This is a genomic window from Myxococcus xanthus (genome assembly GCF_006402735.1).
Classification (GTDB): Bacteria; Myxococcota; Myxococcia; order Myxococcales; family Myxococcaceae; genus Myxococcus; species Myxococcus xanthus_A.
In genome coordinates this window covers 5,945,091-5,962,479 of sequence record NZ_CP017174.1, presented here as the reverse complement: position 1 = coordinate 5,962,479, position 17,389 = coordinate 5,945,091, and the positions used below count along the sequence as shown (strand labels likewise).

The following is a 17,389-nucleotide window of genomic DNA, read 5'->3' as shown; positions in this document are numbered from 1 at the left end:
TTCTTCCGCTCACCCGAACTTGCCGGTGACGTAGTCCTCGGTGCGCTTCTCTCGCGGGTTGGTGAAGATCTGTTCGGTGGGGCCGCATTCCACCAGCTCGCCCATGTAGAAGAAAGCGGTGCGGTCGCTGACGCGCGCGGCCTGCTGCATGTTGTGGGTGACGATGGCGATGGTGTACGTCGCCTTGAGCTCGTGGATGAGCTCTTCGATTTTCGCGGTGGCGATGGGGTCCAGCGCGCTGGCGGGCTCGTCCATCAGCAGCACCTCCGGCTCCACCGCCATCGCCCGGGCGATGCACAGACGCTGCTGCTGGCCGCCGGAGAGGCCCAGGGCGCTTTCGTCCAGCCGGTCCTTCACCTCGTCCCAGAGTGCGGCGCCACGCAGCGACTTCTCCACGCGCGTGGCCAACTCCGCCTTGTCCTTCATCCCGCCCACGCGCAGGCCGTAGGCCACGTTCTCGAAGATGCTCTTGGGGAACGGGTTGGACTTCTGGAAGACCATGCCCACGCGCCGGCGCAGGTCCACCACGTCCACGCCGCGGTCATGGATGTCCGTGCCCTCCAGGAGGATGGTTCCCGAATGCGTCGTGCCGGAGATGAGGTCGTTCATCCGGTTGAGCGAGCGCAGGAAGGTGGACTTCCCGCAGCCGGAGGGGCCGATGAGCGCCGTCACCCGCCGGTCGAGGATGGCCAGGGACACCTTGTGGATGGCTGTCTTGGGGCCGTAGCGCAGCGTGAGCTCCCGCGCTTCCATCTTCGCGCGGGGATTCTGGGGTTGGAGGGACATGGCAGGCGTACCGTCAGTGGGCGCTGGCGGCCTTGCGGCGCGTGCGCGTCCGGATGATGACCGCGACGAGGTTGAGGGCGAAGGTGAGCGCCAGCAGCACCAGCACCGTCGCATAGAGGGGGCCACTGGCCTCCGTCACGTTTGGTGACTGGGTGGCCATGACATACGTGTGGTAGCCCAGGTGCATGAACTGGGAATCCAGGTGCGTGGGCAGGTCCGGCAGGAAGTAGGCGGCGCCGGTGAAGAGGATGGGCGCCACCTCGCCCGCGCCGCGGGAGATGGCCAGCACCGCGCCGGTGAGGATGCCGGGCAGGGCGCCCGGCAGCACCACCCGCGCCAGCGTCTGTGACTGGGTGGCCCCCAGCGCCAGGCTGGCGGTTCGCTGCTCCAGCGGCACCGCGCGCAGCGCCTCCTCCGTGGAGACGATGACCACCGGCAGCGTCAGCACCGCCAGCGTCAGCGAGGCCCAGAGGATGCCCGGCTGCGCCCAGTGCATCTCCTCGTAGCCCAGCAGCCGGTCCAGGTTGCCGCCGACGAAGAGGATGAAGAAGCCGAGGCCGAAGAGGCCGAAGACGATGGAGGGCACGCCCGCGAGATTGACGACCGCCACGCGCACCCAGCGGGCGAAGCGTGACTCTGGCGGCGCGTACTCGTGGAGGTACACGGCGGTGAGCACACCCACCGGCATCACCGCCAGCGTCATCAGGAGCGTGAGCGCGGCGGTGCCGAAGATGGCGGGGAAGATGCCGCCGCCCATCATGCCGTCGCTGGGCGGCTCGGTGAGGAAGGTCCAGGAGAGGTGCCGGGCGCCGTTGCGGGCGACGTCCAGCAGGATGAGGGCCAGCATGCCCACGATGAAGAAGGCCGCGAGGGCCGTCAATCCGGTGAGGCCCAGCCCCACCGCCCGGCGCGTGGTGTACTTCAAGAGGCGCTCCCGGTCAGCCGCTGGAGGACCTTCTTCGTCCACGTGGAGGCGACCATGTTGAGGACGAAGGTGAAGATGAACAGCTCCACGCCAATGAAGAACAGCAGGGAGTAGTGCGGGCTGCCCACCACGACTTCACCCATCTCCGCCGCGATGGTGGCCGACAGCGAGCGCGCCGAATCCCCCAGGTTCCAGGACACGATGTCCGCGTTGCCTGATGCCATGAGGACGATCATCGTCTCGCCAATGGCCCGTCCGAAGCCCAGCACGCACGCGGCGAGGATGCCGGGGGCCGCCGCGGGCAGCACCACCTTCCACGCCGTCTCCCAGAGCGTGGCGCCCAGCGCCAGCGAGGCCTCGCGGTAGCTGCGGGGCACCGCGGTGAGCGCGTCCTCGGACACGGTGAAGATGACCGGGACGATGGCCAGCGCCAGCGCCAGTCCCGCCAGCGTGCCGTTGAGCGGCCGGTCCAGGTGGAACAGGTCCTTCACCATCGGCGACAGCACCATCAGCGCGAAGAAGCCCAGTACCACGGAGGGGATGCCGGCCAGCAGTTCGATGACGGGCTTGAGCAGCTCGCGCAGGCGGCGCGGGGCGAACTCCGCGACGAAGAGCGCGCTGAAGACGCCCATGGGCACCGCCACCAACATGGAGACCAGGGTGATTTTCAGCGTGCCCACGAACAGCGGAATCATGCTGACCTTGGGCGTGTCCGACACGGGCTGCCACCGGAACGGGTAGCGGCCCTCCTGCGGCAGGAACATCTTGGAGAAGCTGGCTTCGTGGCGGGCGTCCGCGTCGGTGAAGAGCGTCAGCGCCTCCTTGGCCACGAAGACGATGATGAGGATGAGCGCGGCGATGCCGGTGAACGCCATCAGGGTGATGAAGCCCGCGACGGCCTTCTCCCGCAGTTGACGCCTCCGCGCCGCCGCGGACAGGCGCGGCGCGGCCACGACCCGCGTGAGACCTTGCTCCATGGTCGCCTGTCTATCCATAGGGATTCAGCGCCTCTTGTGACATTCGTGTGACGCTCCGCGGCTACTTCACGGGGAAGTAGCCGACCTGGGTGACGATGGCCTGACCTTCGGGGGAGAGCGCGAAGTCGATGAAGGCCTTGATGTCGCCGGTCGGCTCGGCGCGCAGGTAGAAGAAGAGGTCGCGCGCCAGCGGGTACTTGCCGCTCTTGATGTTGTCCGCGCTGGGGGCGATCTCCTCGTTGCCCTTCTTCACCTTCAGCTCCTTGATGCCCTCGGCGTACGCGGCGCCGCCGTAGCCCAGGCTGTTCTTCTCCTTGGAGACGGCGTTCACCACCGCGGCGGTGCCGGGCAGCGTCTGGATGGCGGGCGCGAAGTCCTCGCCGTCCAGCACCATGTCCTTCACGAAGACGTAGGTGCCGGAGGAGTTCTCCCGGGAGTACGCGACGATGGGCGCGTCCGCGCCGCCCACCTGCTTCCAGGTGGTGATGTCACCCACGTAGATCTTCATCAGCTGCTCGGTGGTGAGCGCGCTCACGGGGTTGCCCTGGTGGACGTAGAAGGTGACGCCGTCCTTGGCCACCGAGCGCTGCACGGGCGGCACCTTGAAGCGCGCGCGGAGCTTGTCAGCCTCCGCCTTCTTCATCTCCCGGCTGGACATGGCGATGTCCGTGGTGCCGTTCTGGAGCGCCGCCAGGCCCACGCCGGAGCCGCCGCCGGTGACCTGGACCTTGATGGTGGGGTTCTTCTTCATGAACGCCTCGGCCCAGCGCTGGCCGAGGATGACCATGGTGTCGGAGCCCTTGATGGTGACGGTGCCCGCCTGGGCAGCGGCGGGGAGCGCCAGGAGGAACACCGCGAGCAGGGGCTTGAGGAGCGATTTCATGGGGGACTTCTCCTGGCTGGATGATGCGGATCGGAATCTGGACGCTGTGTGAGGCTTGCGCGAAGACGCCGCGCTTCTACGTGACGTGGGTGTCCGTTTCGCGTCCGCCACGTGACATCGCCGTCACGACGCTCAGCCCGCGGCTGGGTCCAGCATCCGGTAGCCGACACCGCGGACCGTCTCCAGCAGCGCGCGCGCTGGGCCCAGCTTGTCGCGCAGGCGCATGACGTGGGTGTCGATGGTGCGCGTCTCCAGGGAGGAGGACAGGCCCCACACCTCTTCCAGCAACTGCTCACGTGTCTGCACCCGGCCCAGGCGGGCGAGCAGGTGCTCCAGCAACCGGAACTCCAGCGCGGTGAGGGCCACCTCGCGCTCCTCCACGAAGAAGCGGTGGGACGCCACGTCCAGGCGCAGGGGCCCCAGCGCCAGCGGCGCCGAGCTGCCGGCCGCGGGCGCGCCGCGGCGGAGGATGGCCTTCAGTCGCAGCACCAGCTCCCGCACGCTGAAGGGCTTCACCACGTAGTCGTCCGCGCCCACCTCGAAGCCGCGGATGCGGTCGGACTCCTCGCCCTTGGCGGTGAGCATGACGATGAGGACGCCCCGGGACTGGGGGTTGGCCCGCAGCTGCCGGCAGACATCGATGCCGGACATGTCCGGCAGCATCAGGTCCAGCAGCACGAGGTCGGGATTCTGATCCCGCGCGGCCACCAGCGCTTCTTCGCCAGTGTGGGCCACGTGCGTGGTGAGGCCGGAACCCCGCAGGTTGAAATCAATGAGCTCCGCGAGGTCGCGTTCGTCGTCGATGATGAGGACATGGGGCATGGCGGGCCGTCACTCTGCGCGCCCCCTTTTCCGAACGTGTGACTCATGTGCAACAACTTCGTCATGGCGGGGACATGCGCGGGAGCGGGTGACACGGGGCGGTGGCCGGCCCTCCAGCGGGCGGGCCCCCGGCCGGGTGGCCTGATTGCGCGTGAAGGTGCTGCCGTGCCGGGGTAAACCCCAAGACGCCCTGTCATGACTTCCGCCCACCTGCCGCCGACCCCACCTCCGCTTCCTACGCTGACCCCCACGCCGGGCGAGCTGGCCCACGCGCAGCGGCGCGGGGGGCGCTCCGCGCTCGTCGGTCTGGGGCTGGTGGGGCTGGTGGCGCTGACGAGCCCCGTGCTGGGCTACGTGGAGGACGTGCGCAACGCGCGCGAGGAGCTGCTGAGCCGGCTGCTCAACCAGGCGCAGGTGCAGTCGGAGGCGCTGGGCGTCCACCTGGGGCTGTTGGAGGCGGAGCTGGCCCGCGTGGCCGGGCACCCCGCGCTGTCTCCCGACGACGGCGTCTCCCCGGCGGAGCTGGCCCTGCTGGAGAGCGCCTTCTACCATTCGTCCCTCTTCTCGGAGGGTGTGGCCCTCCTGACGCCCGAGGGCGAGCGCGTCTGGAGCGACCCTCCGGACATGCCGCTGGGGCGCTCGCCGCTGCCGCTGCGGCCCTGGTTCCGCCGGATGGTGGAGGGACGTCAGCCGGAAATCGACCTGCTGGAAGGGGAGGGGGGCCCCATCGTGGTCGCCGTCCCCATGTTCCAGGAGGGCCGCTTCAAGGGCGTGCTGCTGGGAGAGCTCCGCGCCAGCGCGCTGCCCACGCGGCCCACCGCGCAGACGTCACTGGTGCTGATGGATGACCACGGTCAGCTCCTGATGCCGGTGGGGCTCAAGCTGGGCGCCGGGGACACCACGGGGCGGCTGCGCGCGCTGGCGAACATGCCGGGGCCGCTGACGCTGGATGACAAGCACATGATGGGCGCGGGCGCGTGGGTGGGGAAGAGCGACCTGCTGTTGGTCGTCCTGGAGGAGGAGACGGCCACCGCGGGTCTCCGGGCGCGCTTCCTGCGGCAGCTGGCGTTCCACATCGCCCTGCTGAGCAGCACGCTCATCATCTTCATCCTCCTGCTGCGGCACTCCTACCGTTCGCTGCTGGCGGCCGAGGAGCGGCTGCGACGCCAGGAGACCATGGCCGCGCTGGGGACCGCGGCCTCGCTCATCGCGCATGAGGTGAAGAACGCCCTCAACGGCATCCAGGCCGCGCTGTCCGTGCTCCGGCATACCCCCGCGGGCAGCGAGCTGCCCGTGGGCGCGCTGCGCTCGCAGGTGGAGCGCCTGAGCCATCTGGCGCGCTCGCTGTTGTCCTTCGGGGCGCCTCGTGCCGCGCTGCGCCGCAGCTGCGAGGTGCACCTGCTGGTGCAGGACGCGCTCCAGGGCGTGAAGCTGCTGCCGGAGTCAGAGGCCGTGGCCCTGACCACCTCCCTGGAGGAGTCCCTGTGGGTCCAGGGGGATGCCGCGCTGCTGGTGTCCGCCATTGACAACGTGTTGCGCAACGCGGTGGAGGCGGGCGCGGTGGCGAAGGACACAGGGATGCAGTTGGCTCCGTGGGTAAGCGTGCGTCTGACGCGGGACGACCATGACGCCGTGCTCGTGGTGGAGGACAATGCGGGCGGCGTGGATCCGCGTCTCGAGCCCAGGTTGTGGGAACCTTTCGCTACCGGGCGGGCCAAGGGCGTGGGGCTGGGGCTGCCCATGGCGCGTGCCTCCGTGGAGGCCCATGGTGGCAGTCTGAACTATGTCCGGAGTCCGCTGGGAAGCCGCTTCACGCTGCGCCTTCCGTTGGAGGTGGCCCGATGAGCACCTATCTGCTGTTGGTGGATGACGACCGGACCTTCGCCTCGCTGGCGGCCTCCGTGCTGCGCCACGAGGGCTTCCGCGTCACGCTGGCGCATTCACTCCACGACGCGCGTGGGGCCATGTCCCGCGAGGCGCCGGACCTGGTGGTGTTGGACCGGCGCCTTCCGGACGGGGACGGCATCGACTTCCTGCCGGAGCTGCGCGCCCAGCTTCCGGACACGCCCGTGTTGATGGTGACGGCGCACGGCGACATCGCCAGCGCGGTGGAGGCCATCCAGGCGGGCGCACGCGACTACCTGTCCAAGCCGGTGGAGCTGGATGACCTGGTGCTGCGCGCCCGCCGCGCCGCCGCGGACCTGCAGCTCCAGGAGCGGCTGCGTCTGGCGGAGAGCGAGCTGGGCGGACGGCGGCGCCTGTCGCGTCCGCACTCGCCGAAGATGCTCGCCGCGCTGCAGATGTTGGAGCGCATCGCCAAGGCGCCGCGCAGCTCGGTGCTGCTGCTGGGCGAGACGGGCGTGGGCAAGGAGGTGATTGCGCGCCACCTGCACGCGCTGCAAGGCGGGCAGGGCTCGTTCGTCCACGTCAACTGCGCCGCGCTGCCCGCCACCATGGTGGAGAGCGAGCTCTTCGGCCACGAGCGCGGCGCCTTCACTGACGCGCGCACCGCCCGCCGCGGCCTGGTGGAGGTGGCCGCGGGCGGCGTGCTCTTCCTGGACGAGGTGGGCGAGTTGCCGCTGCAGCTCCAGGCGAAGCTGCTCACCTTCCTGGACAAGGGCGCCTTCCGCCGCCTGGGCGGCACCGCCGAGCTGAGCAGCAGCGCGCGCGTGGTGACGGCCACCAACCGCGACCTGACGGAGGAGGTGGCCGAGGGCCGCTTCCGCGAGGACCTCTACTTCCGCCTGAGCGTCTTCCGGGTTGACATTCCGCCGCTGCGCGAGCGCCGCGAGGACCTGTTGCCCCTGGCGCAGTCCCTGGTGGCGGAGCTGTGCGCAGAGCTGGGGCGCCGGCCCGTGGGCTTCTCCAGCGCCGCGCGCGCCCGGCTGGAGCGCTACCCGTTCCCCGGCAACGTCCGTGAGCTGCGCAACGTGCTCGAACGGGCCCTGGTGCTGGAGGCCGGCCCCGAACTCGAGCTCGCCTCCCTGGAGCCGCAGGGCACCAGCGGCCCGCCCGACGTGGACCCCGACGCGTTCATCGTCCCCGGGGCTCCGCGCCCCTTGCAGGACGTCGAGCGGTTGTACGTCCGGCATGTCCTCGCCCGCTTGGATGGGCGCCGGATGGAGGCCGCCCGGGTGCTGGGGCTCTCCTATCCCACCTTCCTCCGCCGGCTCGAGGAGGAGTAGGCGAGGGCGCTTCAAGATTCTTGAGGCCGGCGGCCTCAAGGATTTTTAAGTCCGGCTCCGGGACTTAAAATCGCTTTCATATTCCCAACCGCAATCAATTTGCGTTCCCTCTGAGCCTGTCGAAAGGCGGACGGCACGCTCTTTGCGGAGGGCCTCCACGTGAACCAGCGCACGCGGCAGTCGCGGCGACTTGTGTGGAGGTGTGATGTCGACTTTGAAGAGTCCTGAGGGCGCTGCTTCCCCCTGGAAGGCGCTGGCCACGGACCTGCCTGCTTCCCTGGTGGTGTTCCTGGTGGCGTTGCCGTTGTGCATGGGTATCGCGCTGGCTTCAGGCGCGCCCATCGTCAGCGGGCTCATCGCGGGTGTGATTGGCGGCATCGTGGTGGGGCTCTTTGGAGGCGTGCCCCTCCAGGTGAGCGGTCCCGCGGCCGGCCTCGCGGTCATGGTGTTTGGCTTCATCCAGCAGATGGGCCTGGCGATGACGTGCGCGGCGGTGGCCGTCGCGGGCGTGGTGCAGATGATTCTCGGTGGGTTGAAGGTGGCGCGCGGCGCGCTGGCCATCTCTCCCGCCGTCATCCACGGGATGATGGCCGGCATCGGCATCCTCATCGTCCTGGGGCAGGTCCACATCGTGATGGGCGGCGCGCCGCAGTCGAGCGCGTGGCAGAACGTGAAGGAGCTGCCGGGGCAGATCGCGGACCTTCATGGCGCCGCGACGCTGCTGGGCCTGCTGACCATTGGCCTGATGGTGGCGTGGCAGTTCGTTCCCGGAAAGTTGAAGAAGGTCCCCGGTCCGCTCGTGGCCGTGGTGGGGGCCACCGCGGCGGCGACCTTCATGGGCGCGGACGTGGCCCGGGTGGACCTGCCGGAGAACATCTTCTCCAGCATCCAGTTGCCCACCTTCCCCAAGGGTGACTGGGTCGCCTTCGGCACGGCGGTGCTGTCGCTGGCGCTGGTCGCGAGCGCGGAGTCGCTCTTGAGCGCGGTGGCCACGGACAAGATGCACACGGGCCCCCGGGCGAACCTGGACCGGGAGCTCTTCGGTCAGGGCCTGGCGAACACGATTTCGGGTCTGGCGGGTGGCTTGCCCATCACCGGCGTCATCGTCCGCAGCGCCACCAACATCACCGCCGGCGCGAAGACGCGGCTGTCGGGCACGCTGCACGGCGTGTGGCTGCTCCTGTTCGTCACCTTGCTCGGCTCGGTGGCGGGGCTCGTTCCCCTCACCGTGCTGGCGGGTCTGCTCGTCTTCGTCGGCGCGAAGCTGGTGAACGTGCACCACATCCGTGAGCTCCAGAAGCGCGGGGAGCTGGCCGTGTACCTGGTGACGGTGGCCGGCGTGGTGGGCGTCAACCTGCTGGCCGGTATCGGCATGGGTCTGGCGTTCGCCGTGCTGCGCCTGCTGTGGCACCTGGGCAGCGTCAAGGTGGACGTGCACCAGCAGGCGCATGCGTCCTATCTGGTGCGAATCTCGGGTGCGCTGACGTTCGTCGGCGTACCCAAGCTGTCCACCGCGCTGGCGCAGGTTCCGTCGGGCTCCAAGGTGGAGCTGGACCTGGCCGTGCAGACGCTGGACCACTCCGGGCACGAAGCCCTGGAGAGCTGGTGCGACACGCATCGCAAGACGGGCGGCAAGGTGTTCACCGAGTCGCTTGAAGACGTCTGGAGCCGCAAGGGCACGGTGAAGCCGAGCAGCCCCGAGGTCATCGACGGTCCCAACCACAACTCGCTTGTCTCTGGAGGTGCGCAATGAGGAAGCTCATCCGCGGTCTGTTGGATTTTCAGCTCAACGCCCGTTCCACCTACCGGGAGAAGTTCGCGTTGCTGGCGCAGGGGCAGAAGCCGGATTGCCTCTTCATCGCCTGCGCGGACAGCCGCGTGGTGCCCAACCTGCTCGTGTCCACGGACCCGGGTGACCTGTTCGTGGTCCGCAACGTCGGCAACATGGTGCCGCCGTCGGATTCGAAGGGGCAGTCCACGGGAGACCAGTCCGAGGCGGCCGCGCTGGAGTTCTCGCTCCGCAACCTGCCGGTGGAGGACATCGTCGTGTGCGGCCACTCGAGCTGCGGCGCGATGAAGGCCGTCCTCGCTGGCGGCGTGGGTCTTGAGAACCCGAACCTCAATGGCTGGCTCGAGCACGGCAAGGCCGCGCTCCAGCGGATGGAGACGAACCCGAAGCTGGGGGAGGGCCTGTCGGATTACGACCGCCTGTCCCAGAACAACGTGCTGCTGCAGATGGAGCACATCTCCAGCTATCCGTGGGTGAAGGCGCGTCTCGACGCGGGCACGCTGCGGCTGCACGGCTGGTGGTTCGACATCGCCAACGCGCAGGTCCAGGCCTGGCGCCCGTCGCTGGGCCGCTTCATCCCCATGGACGAACTGGTGGGCGAGGCCCTGCTGCGCGAACTGGGCACGGACACCCACGTCCACGGCGCGTTCGCCAACGGCAACGGTGCTCAGCGCCTGTCGGTAGCGGCCAGCGCCCAGTAGCCCGGTGAAAGCAGGCGACCAGGGGAGCGGCTCGAATCGAGCCATTCTCCTGGTGGCCAAAGGCCGGTGAGGGGGAGAGGATGGGGAGCAGCTTCGATGACTCCCTTCCTCTTCATGCTCGTCGTCCTGGGGTTTTCCGTGGGCGCGGGACTGCTGGGCTCACTGCTGGGTATCGGCGGTGGACTCATCCTGATTCCCGTGCTCACGCTGCTCCTGAAGGTGGACATCCAGTACGCGGTGGGGGCGTCCATCGTCTCCGTCATCGCCACGTCCAGCGGCGCGGCGGCGGCCTACGTCCGCGACCGGATGGCCAACACCCGCGTGGCCATGTTCCTGGAGCTGGCGACCACGGCGGGCGCGCTCAGCGGCGCGTTCATGTCCGGGCTGGTGGGTGGGCGCGGCGTGTACCTCGTCTTTGGCGGCGTCATGGCGTGGTCGGCGCTGGTGATGCTGCGGCGGATGCGGTCGAGCGCCGAGGCGCCGGTGCCCGCGGACGCGCTGGCGGACCGGCTGGCGCTGCACGGCAGCTACTGGGACGAGTCGCAGGGCCGTGAGGTGTCCTACCGCGTCACGCGGCCGCTGGTGGGCCTGGGGCTGATGTACGTGGCGGGAACGGTGAGCGGCATGCTGGGCATCGGCTCGGGCGCGCTCAAGGTGCCGGCCATGGACCTGGCCATGCGGCTGCCGCTGAAGGTGTCCACGGCCACCAGCAACTTCATGATTGGCGTGACTGCGGCGGCCAGCGCGGGCGTCTACTTCGCGCGCGGCAACATCGACCCGTTCATCGCGGGGCCGGTGTGCGTGGGCGTCACGCTGGGCGCGTGGCTGGGCTCGCGCCACCTGATGGCCCGGGTGAACAGCACGTGGCTGCGCGCGCTCTTCGTGGGCGTGCTGCTATGGGTTGCCTTCGAGATGCTGCGCAAGGGGTGGGCGCCATGAGCGAGGCACCGAAGCCGGAGCCGCGAAGCCCCGAGGCCGCCACCGCGGCGGTGCAGGACGGCGAGGACGCCTCGCTGCTCCAGCCGGAGCTGCTCATCAGTGACTTGCTGCGGTACGGCGTGGCCGCCAGCCTGTCGCTGGTGACGCTGGGCACCGTCGTGACGTTCTTCCGACACCCGGACTACCTCGTCTCGTCCGAGGCGTTGCAGCGCCTCACCTCACCGCACCCGGTGCCGCACACGCTGGGGGACGTCGTGGCGGGGGCGCTGGCCGCCCGGGGCCAGGCGTTCGTCATGGCGGGACTGCTGGTGATGATGGCCGTGCCGGTGATGCGGGTGGCCCTGTCGCTGCTCATCTTCCGCCAGCAGAAGGACCGGCTCTACGTGGGCATCACCGCCACGGTGCTGGCCATGCTCGTCCTGTCCTTCCTGCTGGGCGCGGCGCACTGAGGCGCGTCAGCGCAGGTCGCCGGGGCGCTTCACGGGCTTGCCCGGCGTGGCCCACCACGCGAGCGTGAAGCCGCCGTTCTTCAGGGGATGGAGCGCTAGCGCCGCGCCCTTGCGCAGCTTGTCCGGCAGCTCCTGCTCCAGGGCGCGAATGGCCGCGCGCTCCAGCGAGGGGTTGTGGCCCACCAGGGCCCAGCCCGCGCCGCGCTCGCGGCCCAGGTCGACGATGCGCTTGTGCGCGCCGCGCTGGGGCAGCAGGGCGGGGTGGACCTCCACGCCGGACACGCCGAAGGCCTCGGCGAGCAGCTCCGCCGTCTGGACGGCGCGCACCAGCGGACTGGTGATGATGCCGCGCAGTGGCGTGAGGCGTGCCAGCTTGCGTGCGTGGTGGCGGAAGGCGGCGCGGCCTTCCGGGGTGAGGGCGCGCGCCTCATCGCCCAGGACGTGAGAGTCCTCCGCGACGGCGTGGCGGATGAACAGCAGCGGGAGCTCGCGTGCGGACATGGTGAGCGCCGTGAATCACTCCCGGCGTCCCCGCGCAAGCAACGGACTGGCGACAACGTCTACCCTTCAAAATCGTTGAGCGCGTCCAGGGGTAGCGGCGCCGCGCCCGTCACGGTGCCGTCCAGGTCCGTGGGCAACGAGGCGGGGTCGACCTCCGGGGAGGGGCGACTGTCCATGGGCGTGGCCGCGGCGCGCGAGGCGGCCCCCGGCGGCGGGCGGAGCACCGGGCCCGGCGGCGGCAGGCCGGAGTGGCGCCGCGCGGCCTCCATCAGCGCGTTGTGGTGGCGGTAGCGCGCCTCCACCAGCTTGTGGACCAGCAGCGGCCCGCCAGGGACGCGGCGCGCGGTGAGGGCCTGGGTGGCCTTGCGCACCGGGTAGCGCACCCGGCGAATCTGCACCCGCCAGCCCTTGGGCGTGAAGGTGAAGACGCCGTAGGCGGGGCGCAAATCGCCATCCCGGGGGATGCCCGCGCTGGCCACGTCCGCGATGAGCATGCGGCCCACGCGGCGGCGGTAGGGGAAGTGCAGGTGCCCGAAGGCGCAGGCCGCCGCGTCCAGGTGGCTGAAGAAGCGGCGGACCGCGACGTCATCCAACGTGGGGTCCAGCGACTCCTCGAGGTTGCGCGGGTTGGCGTGGCAGACGAAGAGGTCCTGGCCCTTGCGCGGCGTGTAGCGCACGGAGAAGGGCAGGGCGCCCAGCTTTTCCAGCAGCGCGCCGCCCAACTGGTCCCGCGTCCAGCGCAGCAGCTCCGTCTTCCAGTGGTCCTTCTCCCGGTAGGCGCCGCCCAGGTAGTTGCCCGCCAGGTAGCAGTCGGTGTTGCCCATCAGGACGGAGTCACACCGGTCGAAGAGCAGGTCCACCGTCTCCCGGGGATGGGCGCCACGCAGCGCCAGGTCACCGGCCGCGACGATGTAGTCGGGCGCCACAGAGCGCGCGATGTCCTCGAGGACGGCCTCGCAGGCAGGAAGATTCCCGTGGATGTCCGCGAGGATGGCGACCCGCATGGTCACCCCATCCTACCCTGTCGCCGCGCTCGATGAAGCCGCCAGGGGCAGAAAAATGGTGAAGGTGCTCCCCTCGTTGGGTTGACTCTCCACCTTGACCTCGCCATCCATGGCCTGAAGCAGGTGCTTGACGATGGCGAGCCCCAGGCCGGTACCGCCCATGTCCCGGCTGCGGCCCTTGTCCACCCGGTAGAAGCGCTCGAAGATGCGCGACAGGTGCTTGGCCTCGATGCCCACCCCCGTGTCCTTCACCCGCACCACGCAGCGGCCTCCCTCGCACGCACCGTAAACATCCACACGGCCACCCGCGGGCGTGTACTTCACCGCGTTGTCCAGCAGGTTGAGCAGCACCTGCTCCACGGCCCGGGTGTCCCCCACCGCGAGTAGATTTTGGGGGACATGGAGTGAAATGACCTGGCCCTTGCCCTCGGCCTTGGGGCGCACGGTGTCGGCGGCGCGGGCGGCGGCGTCGGCCAGGGTGACGCGGGCGAGCTTCAGGCTCACCTCGCGCGACTCCAGGCGGGACAGCTCCAGCAGGTCCTCCACCAGCTCGGACAGGCGTTCGGACTGGCGGTGGATGATTTCCACCATCTTCGGCGCCATGACGGGGTCATTGAGGGCGCCGCCCTGGAGCGTCTCCGCGTAGCCTCGGACGGCGGTAATCGGCGTGCGCAGCTCGTGCGACACGTTGGCCACGAAGTCCTTGCGCACCTTCTCCAACCGGCGCAGCTCGGTGACGTCGTGGAAGACGGCGGCGCTGCCCGGCAAGTCCTTGGCCAGCGGCGTCACCCGGATGGAGAGCGTGCGCGGGAAGAGGCCGTCCAGCGTGAGCTCCAGGTGGCTGGATGCGCTCTCCCGGCAGGCGCGCATCACGGCGTCGTGCAGCGCCTCGTTCCGGATGAGGGCCAGGGGGCGCTGGCCGGTGAGCGGGCTGCCCGTGGATGCCAGCATGGCCCGGAGGGCGTCGTTGTGGCGCACCACCGTGCCTTCTTCGTCCGTCACCCAGATGCTTTCCGTCATGCCGTCCATCACGGCGGTGAGGGTGCGCGCCTCCTGGGTAAGCGCCGTGTTGCGCGCGGACAGCTGGGCGTGCAGCGAGTCGATGGCGCCTTCGAGCCCGGCCACCTCGTCCAGCCGCTCGGGGACAACGGAGGGCGCGGTAGAGGGGCCCCCCTCGGCGCGGTCCCGCGTGTGGCGGGCAAGCAGGTCGAGCTGCCGCTGCAGCGTTCCGCGGCTCATGCCCAGGGACATGAGGGAGCCGGCGAGCGCGACGAGCGCCGCGGCGACGACCTCCTTCGGCCCGTCGAGGATGGCGACGAGCGTCGCGACGACGACGGCGGGCAGCAGGAGCGGGAGGAGTGTGGCGCGCAGGGGCATGGGCGGGGCGGCCTCACGGAGGGCTGAGCTTGTAGCCCACGCCGCGCACCGTCTCGATGATGTCCCCAGCGGGGCCCAGCTTCTCGCGCAGCCGCTTGATGTGCGTGTCCACGGTGCGGGTGTGGATCTCCGCCTGGATGCCCCAGACGTCCGACAGCAGCACCTCGCGCGTCTGCACCCGGTCCGAGCGCTCCAGCAGCGTGCGCAGCAGGCGGAACTCCAGCGCGGTGAGGAGCACCTCTTCGCCCTTCACGCGCACCTGGTGGCGGGTGGTGTCCAGGCTGATGTCACCGGAGGCGAGCACCGCGGCGGGCCCGTCCTCCGCGTCCGCGCGGCGCAGCACGGCCTTGACGCGCAGGAGGAGTTCGCGGACGGAGAAGGGCTTCACCACGTAGTCGTCGGCGCCCAGCTCCAGGCCCTGCACCCGGTCGGACTCCTGGCCCTTCGCGCTGACGATGATGACGGACGCCTTGCGCAGCTCGGTGTCCGCCTTGAGCATGCGCAGCACCTCGCTGCCCGCCACGTCCGGCAGCATCAGGTCCAGCAGCACCAGGTCTGGCGGATGCGCGCGCGCCTTGGCGAGCCCGCTCGCGCCGGTGTTGGCCGTCTCCGTTTCGAAGCCCGCGGCCCGCAGGTTGTAGTCGACGAGGCCAGCCAGGTCCTGCTCGTCCTCGATAATCAGGATGCGCGACATGAAGTCCTCTTGAGTCCCTCCGCGCTCAGGGCGCGATGGACGGGTTGCAATCTCCACCGGTCAGCGTCAGGGGCGCGGCAATCACCGGGGCGTTGTCGCCCGCGTTGACCTCTCGGAGGTAGTTGCACGAACTCCCCAGGAAGCCGGGCGGGGTCCCCGTGGTGATCGCCTCGATGACGAGCGCGTAATCTCGGCCCACCGGCACGTCCACCGCCAGCTCCAGGCTTCCACCCGACTGGAGGGCCGCCAGGTCCACCGGGAAGCGGAGGGCCCGGCCCTCGCGGCCCTGGGCGTCCTTCAGCACCACCAGGTCGTCACGCCGCACCTGGGTGCCCAGGCACGTGCGCTGAATCTCGGTGCAGCTGCGGCTGGAGCCCCGCGTCACCACGGCCACCTGCAGGGCCTGGACGTCGTTGGCCACCGCGCGCTCCAGCGTCAGGGCGAGCGGAAAGCGGCCCGCAGGCTCGGCGTCAGGGCCGCACGCTCCAAGGCCGAGCAACAGCAGGGGAAACAGGAGGCGCAGGCTCATGGGGCGGGGGGCTCCACGCGGATGGTGATGGGAACGCGGCCCCGCTCTTCGCCGGAGGTCAGCGCCACGATGCCGGCGGTGGCGCCAATGGCCACCGCGCCCACGCCCACCCAGAGCCAGGGGCTCTTGTACCAGGGGCGGGAGGACGGGTCGGCGGCGGCGCCGGCGCGCACGGCCCGGGGCGCCACCTGGAAGATGAGCGGCTGGAAGGAGTCTCCCCGGCCCGCGAGCCGGCGCTGCGCCGCGTCCGCGACCTCGAAGTAGTACTCCATCTCGTAGGCCTCGGCCTCGGTGGGTACCTCGTAGGCCGGCAGCACCGCGCGGTAGCGCTCGCGGGGGCGGCCGTCGGGGCCTCGCTCACGCGCGAAGTCCACCGAGTTGTAGGCCTCGTCACCGGCGCGCCGGTAGAAGAGGCGCGCGCGGGCGCCCAGCGCCAGGTCCTGGATGGTGGCCTCCACGACGACGGGCTCGCCACCCGGCGGATCAGGGATGGGGTCCGCGTCCAGGGTGACGGGGCGGACGCGCCGGCTCTTGATGTCCTCGCGGATGCGCGCGTAGAGGGCGCGCAGCTTGGGCGGGGAGCTGCGGGGGAGCTCGTAGTCCGGCCGGGCCTGGAGCAGCTTCTCGTAGGCGTCGCGCGCCTGGGGCTCGTCCCCCAGGTAGAGGGCCGTGAGGCCCAGCAGGCGGTACATCTCCACCAGCTGATCATCCGTCAGGTCCGGCGCATCCAGGCCTTCCAGGAGGGTGCGACGTGCGTCTTCGAATTCGCCCTGGTCGAACTGCTCGCGGGCCTCGGTGATGGCCGGACTGGCCGGGCCGAGCTGCGAGAGAACAGGCTCAGGGAAGAGGGGCCGGCTCCAGCCCGGTTGGGCACCCAGGCCCAGCACCAGGAGCAGGGCCCACCCGCGCAACCGCCAGCCGTGTGCGTGCATCGATTCGAACCTATCCAAACGTTATCGAGAGAATCCACGAAGGCCGGCCCATCGGGGGTGACGGCGCGGTGACATCTTCGTGGCGGTGTTGCATGACGGCGTGTTGACGCTGGAGGGGCCGCCCTCTATGTTGCGCGCCCCTTTTCGCCTGGAAGTAGCGTAAATGCTCGTAAAGGTTGATCAAATCAAGGACGCAGGGCTGAAGCTCGAGGAGCCCGTCAATCTCGAGCTGCTCGGTGAGACGCTGGGAGGCGCTGCCTCCGGCGAGGATACCGGATTCCGGGCAACGGCCCCGGCGACGTTGAAGGCGTCGCTGCGCAAGCTGAGCGGCGGCGTGCTGCTGGAGGGGCGCTTCACGGTGGACGTCACCAGCCCCTGCAAGCGCTGCCTCACCGACGTGGCCACGAAGGTCCCCGTGGAGTTCACGCTCAACCTGGTGCCGGAGTCGCTGGCCCGGGGCGACGACTTCAAGGATGACGACGAGAAGGCCATGGAGAAGAAGGAGCGTAGCCAGGGAGAGTCTGGCGGCTCCTTCGAGATGGACGACGCGGATCAGGAAGTCTTCGACGGGAAGACCATCAACCTGGACCCCATCGTCCGGGAGCAGCTCCTGCTGGCCCTGCCGATGAACGCCGTGTGCCGGGACGACTGCAAGGGCCTGTGCTCGCAGTGCGGCGCGAACCGCAACGACGTCGCCTGCACCTGTGACACCCGGCCTGCGGACCCGCGGCTGGCGCCGCTGAAGAACATCAAGCTCAGCAACTGAAGTGAGCCTGGAGTGCAGGGCCGCCTCGTGAGAGGGGGCCCTGAAACGACAAGGGCCGCGGCCTCCACAGAATGGAGACGCGGCCCGTCGTGTTTCGCAGCGCCCGGGAAGGGCGCTGTATGCGGCTGTG

At 69.9% G+C, this 17,389-nt stretch carries 18 protein-coding genes; 7 read left to right on the top strand and 11 right to left on the bottom strand.

The window, feature by feature from the left end:
* Positions 1-9 precede the first annotated feature (9 nt).
* The 5 genes from pstB to BHS09_RS24215 form a co-directional block, all read right to left on the bottom strand.
* Entirely contained in the window at positions 10-753 is a 744-nt protein-coding gene (gene pstB, locus BHS09_RS24235) for a phosphate ABC transporter ATP-binding protein PstB (protein WP_237078451.1), read from the bottom strand.
* Positions 754-799: 46 nt separating this feature from the next.
* Positions 800-1,711 carry a phosphate ABC transporter permease PstA gene (gene pstA / locus BHS09_RS24230; protein ID WP_140793637.1) on the bottom strand — a complete coding sequence of 304 codons (912 nt, stop codon included), beginning with the start codon at positions 1,709-1,711 and terminating at the stop codon, positions 800-802.
* Positions 1,708-2,688, bottom strand: a complete 981-nt coding sequence (gene pstC, locus BHS09_RS24225) for a phosphate ABC transporter permease subunit PstC (protein ID WP_237077384.1) — start codon at positions 2,686-2,688, stop codon at positions 1,708-1,710. Before pstC ends, pstA begins: the two co-directional genes overlap by 4 nt.
* Before the next feature lie 61 nt (positions 2,689-2,749).
* Positions 2,750-3,571, bottom strand: a complete 822-nt coding sequence (locus BHS09_RS24220; RefSeq protein ID WP_140793632.1) for a phosphate ABC transporter substrate-binding protein — start codon at positions 3,569-3,571, stop codon at positions 2,750-2,752.
* Positions 3,572-3,703: 132 nt separating this feature from the next.
* Entirely contained in the window at positions 3,704-4,393 is a 690-nt protein-coding gene (locus BHS09_RS24215; protein WP_140799194.1) for a response regulator, read from the bottom strand.
* A gap of 195 nt (positions 4,394-4,588) precedes the next feature.
* Here BHS09_RS24215 and BHS09_RS24210 point away from each other — a divergent pair, with 195 nt between their 5' ends.
* The 6 genes from BHS09_RS24210 (at position 4,589) to BHS09_RS24185 (ending at position 11,456) form a co-directional block, all read left to right on the top strand.
* Complete coding sequence (locus tag BHS09_RS24210) at positions 4,589-6,238, top strand: sensor histidine kinase (protein ID WP_140793628.1); 1,650 nt, start codon at positions 4,589-4,591, stop codon at positions 6,236-6,238.
* Complete coding sequence (locus BHS09_RS24205) at positions 6,235-7,578, top strand: sigma-54-dependent transcriptional regulator (RefSeq protein ID WP_140793626.1); 1,344 nt, start codon at positions 6,235-6,237, stop codon at positions 7,576-7,578. The genes BHS09_RS24210 and BHS09_RS24205 overlap by 4 nt, the downstream gene beginning before the upstream one ends.
* A 205-nt stretch (positions 7,579-7,783) precedes the next feature.
* The gene (locus BHS09_RS24200; protein ID WP_140799192.1) at positions 7,784-9,331 is read left to right on the top strand and encodes a SulP family inorganic anion transporter; all 1,548 of its coding nucleotides are present in this window, start codon (positions 7,784-7,786) and stop codon (positions 9,329-9,331) included.
* Positions 9,328-10,068 (top strand): carbonic anhydrase, encoded by a 741-nt coding sequence (locus tag BHS09_RS24195; protein WP_140793622.1) that lies wholly within the window; start codon positions 9,328-9,330, stop codon positions 10,066-10,068. Before BHS09_RS24200 ends, BHS09_RS24195 begins: the two co-directional genes overlap by 4 nt.
* Before the next feature lie 96 nt (positions 10,069-10,164).
* Positions 10,165-11,007, top strand: a complete 843-nt coding sequence (locus BHS09_RS24190) for a sulfite exporter TauE/SafE family protein (RefSeq protein WP_140793620.1) — start codon at positions 10,165-10,167, stop codon at positions 11,005-11,007.
* The gene (locus BHS09_RS24185) at positions 11,004-11,456 is read left to right on the top strand and encodes a DUF1634 domain-containing protein (protein ID WP_174258881.1); all 453 of its coding nucleotides are present in this window, start codon (positions 11,004-11,006) and stop codon (positions 11,454-11,456) included. Before BHS09_RS24190 ends, BHS09_RS24185 begins: the two co-directional genes overlap by 4 nt.
* Positions 11,457-11,462: 6 nt before the next feature.
* On the opposite strand, the gene BHS09_RS24180 is transcribed toward BHS09_RS24185, so the two are convergent.
* From BHS09_RS24180 to BHS09_RS24155, 6 genes are read right to left on the bottom strand one after another with little or no spacing between them, the layout of a single operon-like run.
* Positions 11,463-11,957: a SixA phosphatase family protein gene (locus BHS09_RS24180; protein ID WP_140793616.1), complete on the bottom strand. Its 495-nt coding sequence runs from the start codon at positions 11,955-11,957 to the stop codon at positions 11,463-11,465.
* Between the two features lie 59 nt (positions 11,958-12,016).
* Complete coding sequence (locus BHS09_RS24175; RefSeq protein ID WP_140793614.1) at positions 12,017-12,961, bottom strand: metallophosphoesterase family protein; 945 nt, start codon at positions 12,959-12,961, stop codon at positions 12,017-12,019.
* A gap of 12 nt (positions 12,962-12,973) precedes the next feature.
* Positions 12,974-14,338 (bottom strand): sensor histidine kinase, encoded by a 1,365-nt coding sequence (locus tag BHS09_RS24170; RefSeq protein WP_140799190.1) that lies wholly within the window; start codon positions 14,336-14,338, stop codon positions 12,974-12,976.
* A gap of 13 nt (positions 14,339-14,351) precedes the next feature.
* Positions 14,352-15,032 (bottom strand): response regulator, encoded by a 681-nt coding sequence (locus BHS09_RS24165; protein WP_140793610.1) that lies wholly within the window; start codon positions 15,030-15,032, stop codon positions 14,352-14,354.
* Between the two features lie 25 nt (positions 15,033-15,057).
* Entirely contained in the window at positions 15,058-15,561 is a 504-nt protein-coding gene (locus tag BHS09_RS24160; RefSeq protein WP_140793608.1) for a hypothetical protein, read from the bottom strand.
* Complete coding sequence (locus BHS09_RS24155) at positions 15,558-16,493, bottom strand: tetratricopeptide repeat protein (RefSeq protein WP_140793606.1); 936 nt, start codon at positions 16,491-16,493, stop codon at positions 15,558-15,560. Before BHS09_RS24155 ends, BHS09_RS24160 begins: the two co-directional genes overlap by 4 nt.
* Before the next feature lie 163 nt (positions 16,494-16,656).
* On the opposite strand from BHS09_RS24155, the gene BHS09_RS24150 reads away from it, so the two are divergent.
* Positions 16,657-17,259, top strand: coding sequence for a YceD family protein (locus tag BHS09_RS24150; protein ID WP_140799188.1), 603 nt, complete (start codon positions 16,657-16,659; stop codon positions 17,257-17,259).
* Positions 17,260-17,389 lie beyond the last annotated feature (130 nt).

What these genes read in the sequence shown, in the direction of transcription:
- pstB (WP_237078451.1), bottom strand. Translation starts at nt 753, where the DNA reads ATGGAAGCGCGGGAGCTCACGCTGCGCTACGGCCCCAAGACAGCCATC.
- BHS09_RS24185 (WP_174258881.1), top strand. Translation starts at nt 11,004, where the DNA reads ATGAGCGAGGCACCGAAGCCGGAGCCGCGAAGCCCCGAGGCCGCCACC.
- BHS09_RS24195 (WP_140793622.1), top strand. Translation starts at nt 9,328, where the DNA reads ATGAGGAAGCTCATCCGCGGTCTGTTGGATTTTCAGCTCAACGCCCGT.
- BHS09_RS24190 (WP_140793620.1), top strand. Translation starts at nt 10,165, where the DNA reads ATGACTCCCTTCCTCTTCATGCTCGTCGTCCTGGGGTTTTCCGTGGGC.
- BHS09_RS24170 (WP_140799190.1), bottom strand. Translation starts at nt 14,338, where the DNA reads ATGCCCCTGCGCGCCACACTCCTCCCGCTCCTGCTGCCCGCCGTCGTC.
- BHS09_RS24200 (WP_140799192.1), top strand. Translation starts at nt 7,784, where the DNA reads ATGTCGACTTTGAAGAGTCCTGAGGGCGCTGCTTCCCCCTGGAAGGCG.
- BHS09_RS24210 (WP_140793628.1), top strand. Translation starts at nt 4,589, where the DNA reads ATGACTTCCGCCCACCTGCCGCCGACCCCACCTCCGCTTCCTACGCTG.
- BHS09_RS24205 (WP_140793626.1), top strand. Translation starts at nt 6,235, where the DNA reads ATGAGCACCTATCTGCTGTTGGTGGATGACGACCGGACCTTCGCCTCG.
- BHS09_RS24215 (WP_140799194.1), bottom strand. Translation starts at nt 4,393, where the DNA reads ATGCCCCATGTCCTCATCATCGACGACGAACGCGACCTCGCGGAGCTC.
- BHS09_RS24155 (WP_140793606.1), bottom strand. Translation starts at nt 16,493, where the DNA reads ATGCACGCACACGGCTGGCGGTTGCGCGGGTGGGCCCTGCTCCTGGTG.
- BHS09_RS24220 (WP_140793632.1), bottom strand. Translation starts at nt 3,571, where the DNA reads ATGAAATCGCTCCTCAAGCCCCTGCTCGCGGTGTTCCTCCTGGCGCTC.
- BHS09_RS24175 (WP_140793614.1), bottom strand. Translation starts at nt 12,961, where the DNA reads ATGCGGGTCGCCATCCTCGCGGACATCCACGGGAATCTTCCTGCCTGC.
- pstC (WP_237077384.1), bottom strand. Translation starts at nt 2,688, where the DNA reads ATGGAGCAAGGTCTCACGCGGGTCGTGGCCGCGCCGCGCCTGTCCGCG.
- BHS09_RS24160 (WP_140793608.1), bottom strand. Translation starts at nt 15,561, where the DNA reads ATGAGCCTGCGCCTCCTGTTTCCCCTGCTGTTGCTCGGCCTTGGAGCG.
- BHS09_RS24150 (WP_140799188.1), top strand. Translation starts at nt 16,657, where the DNA reads ATGCTCGTAAAGGTTGATCAAATCAAGGACGCAGGGCTGAAGCTCGAG.
- BHS09_RS24165 (WP_140793610.1), bottom strand. Translation starts at nt 15,032, where the DNA reads ATGTCGCGCATCCTGATTATCGAGGACGAGCAGGACCTGGCTGGCCTC.
- BHS09_RS24180 (WP_140793616.1), bottom strand. Translation starts at nt 11,957, where the DNA reads ATGTCCGCACGCGAGCTCCCGCTGCTGTTCATCCGCCACGCCGTCGCG.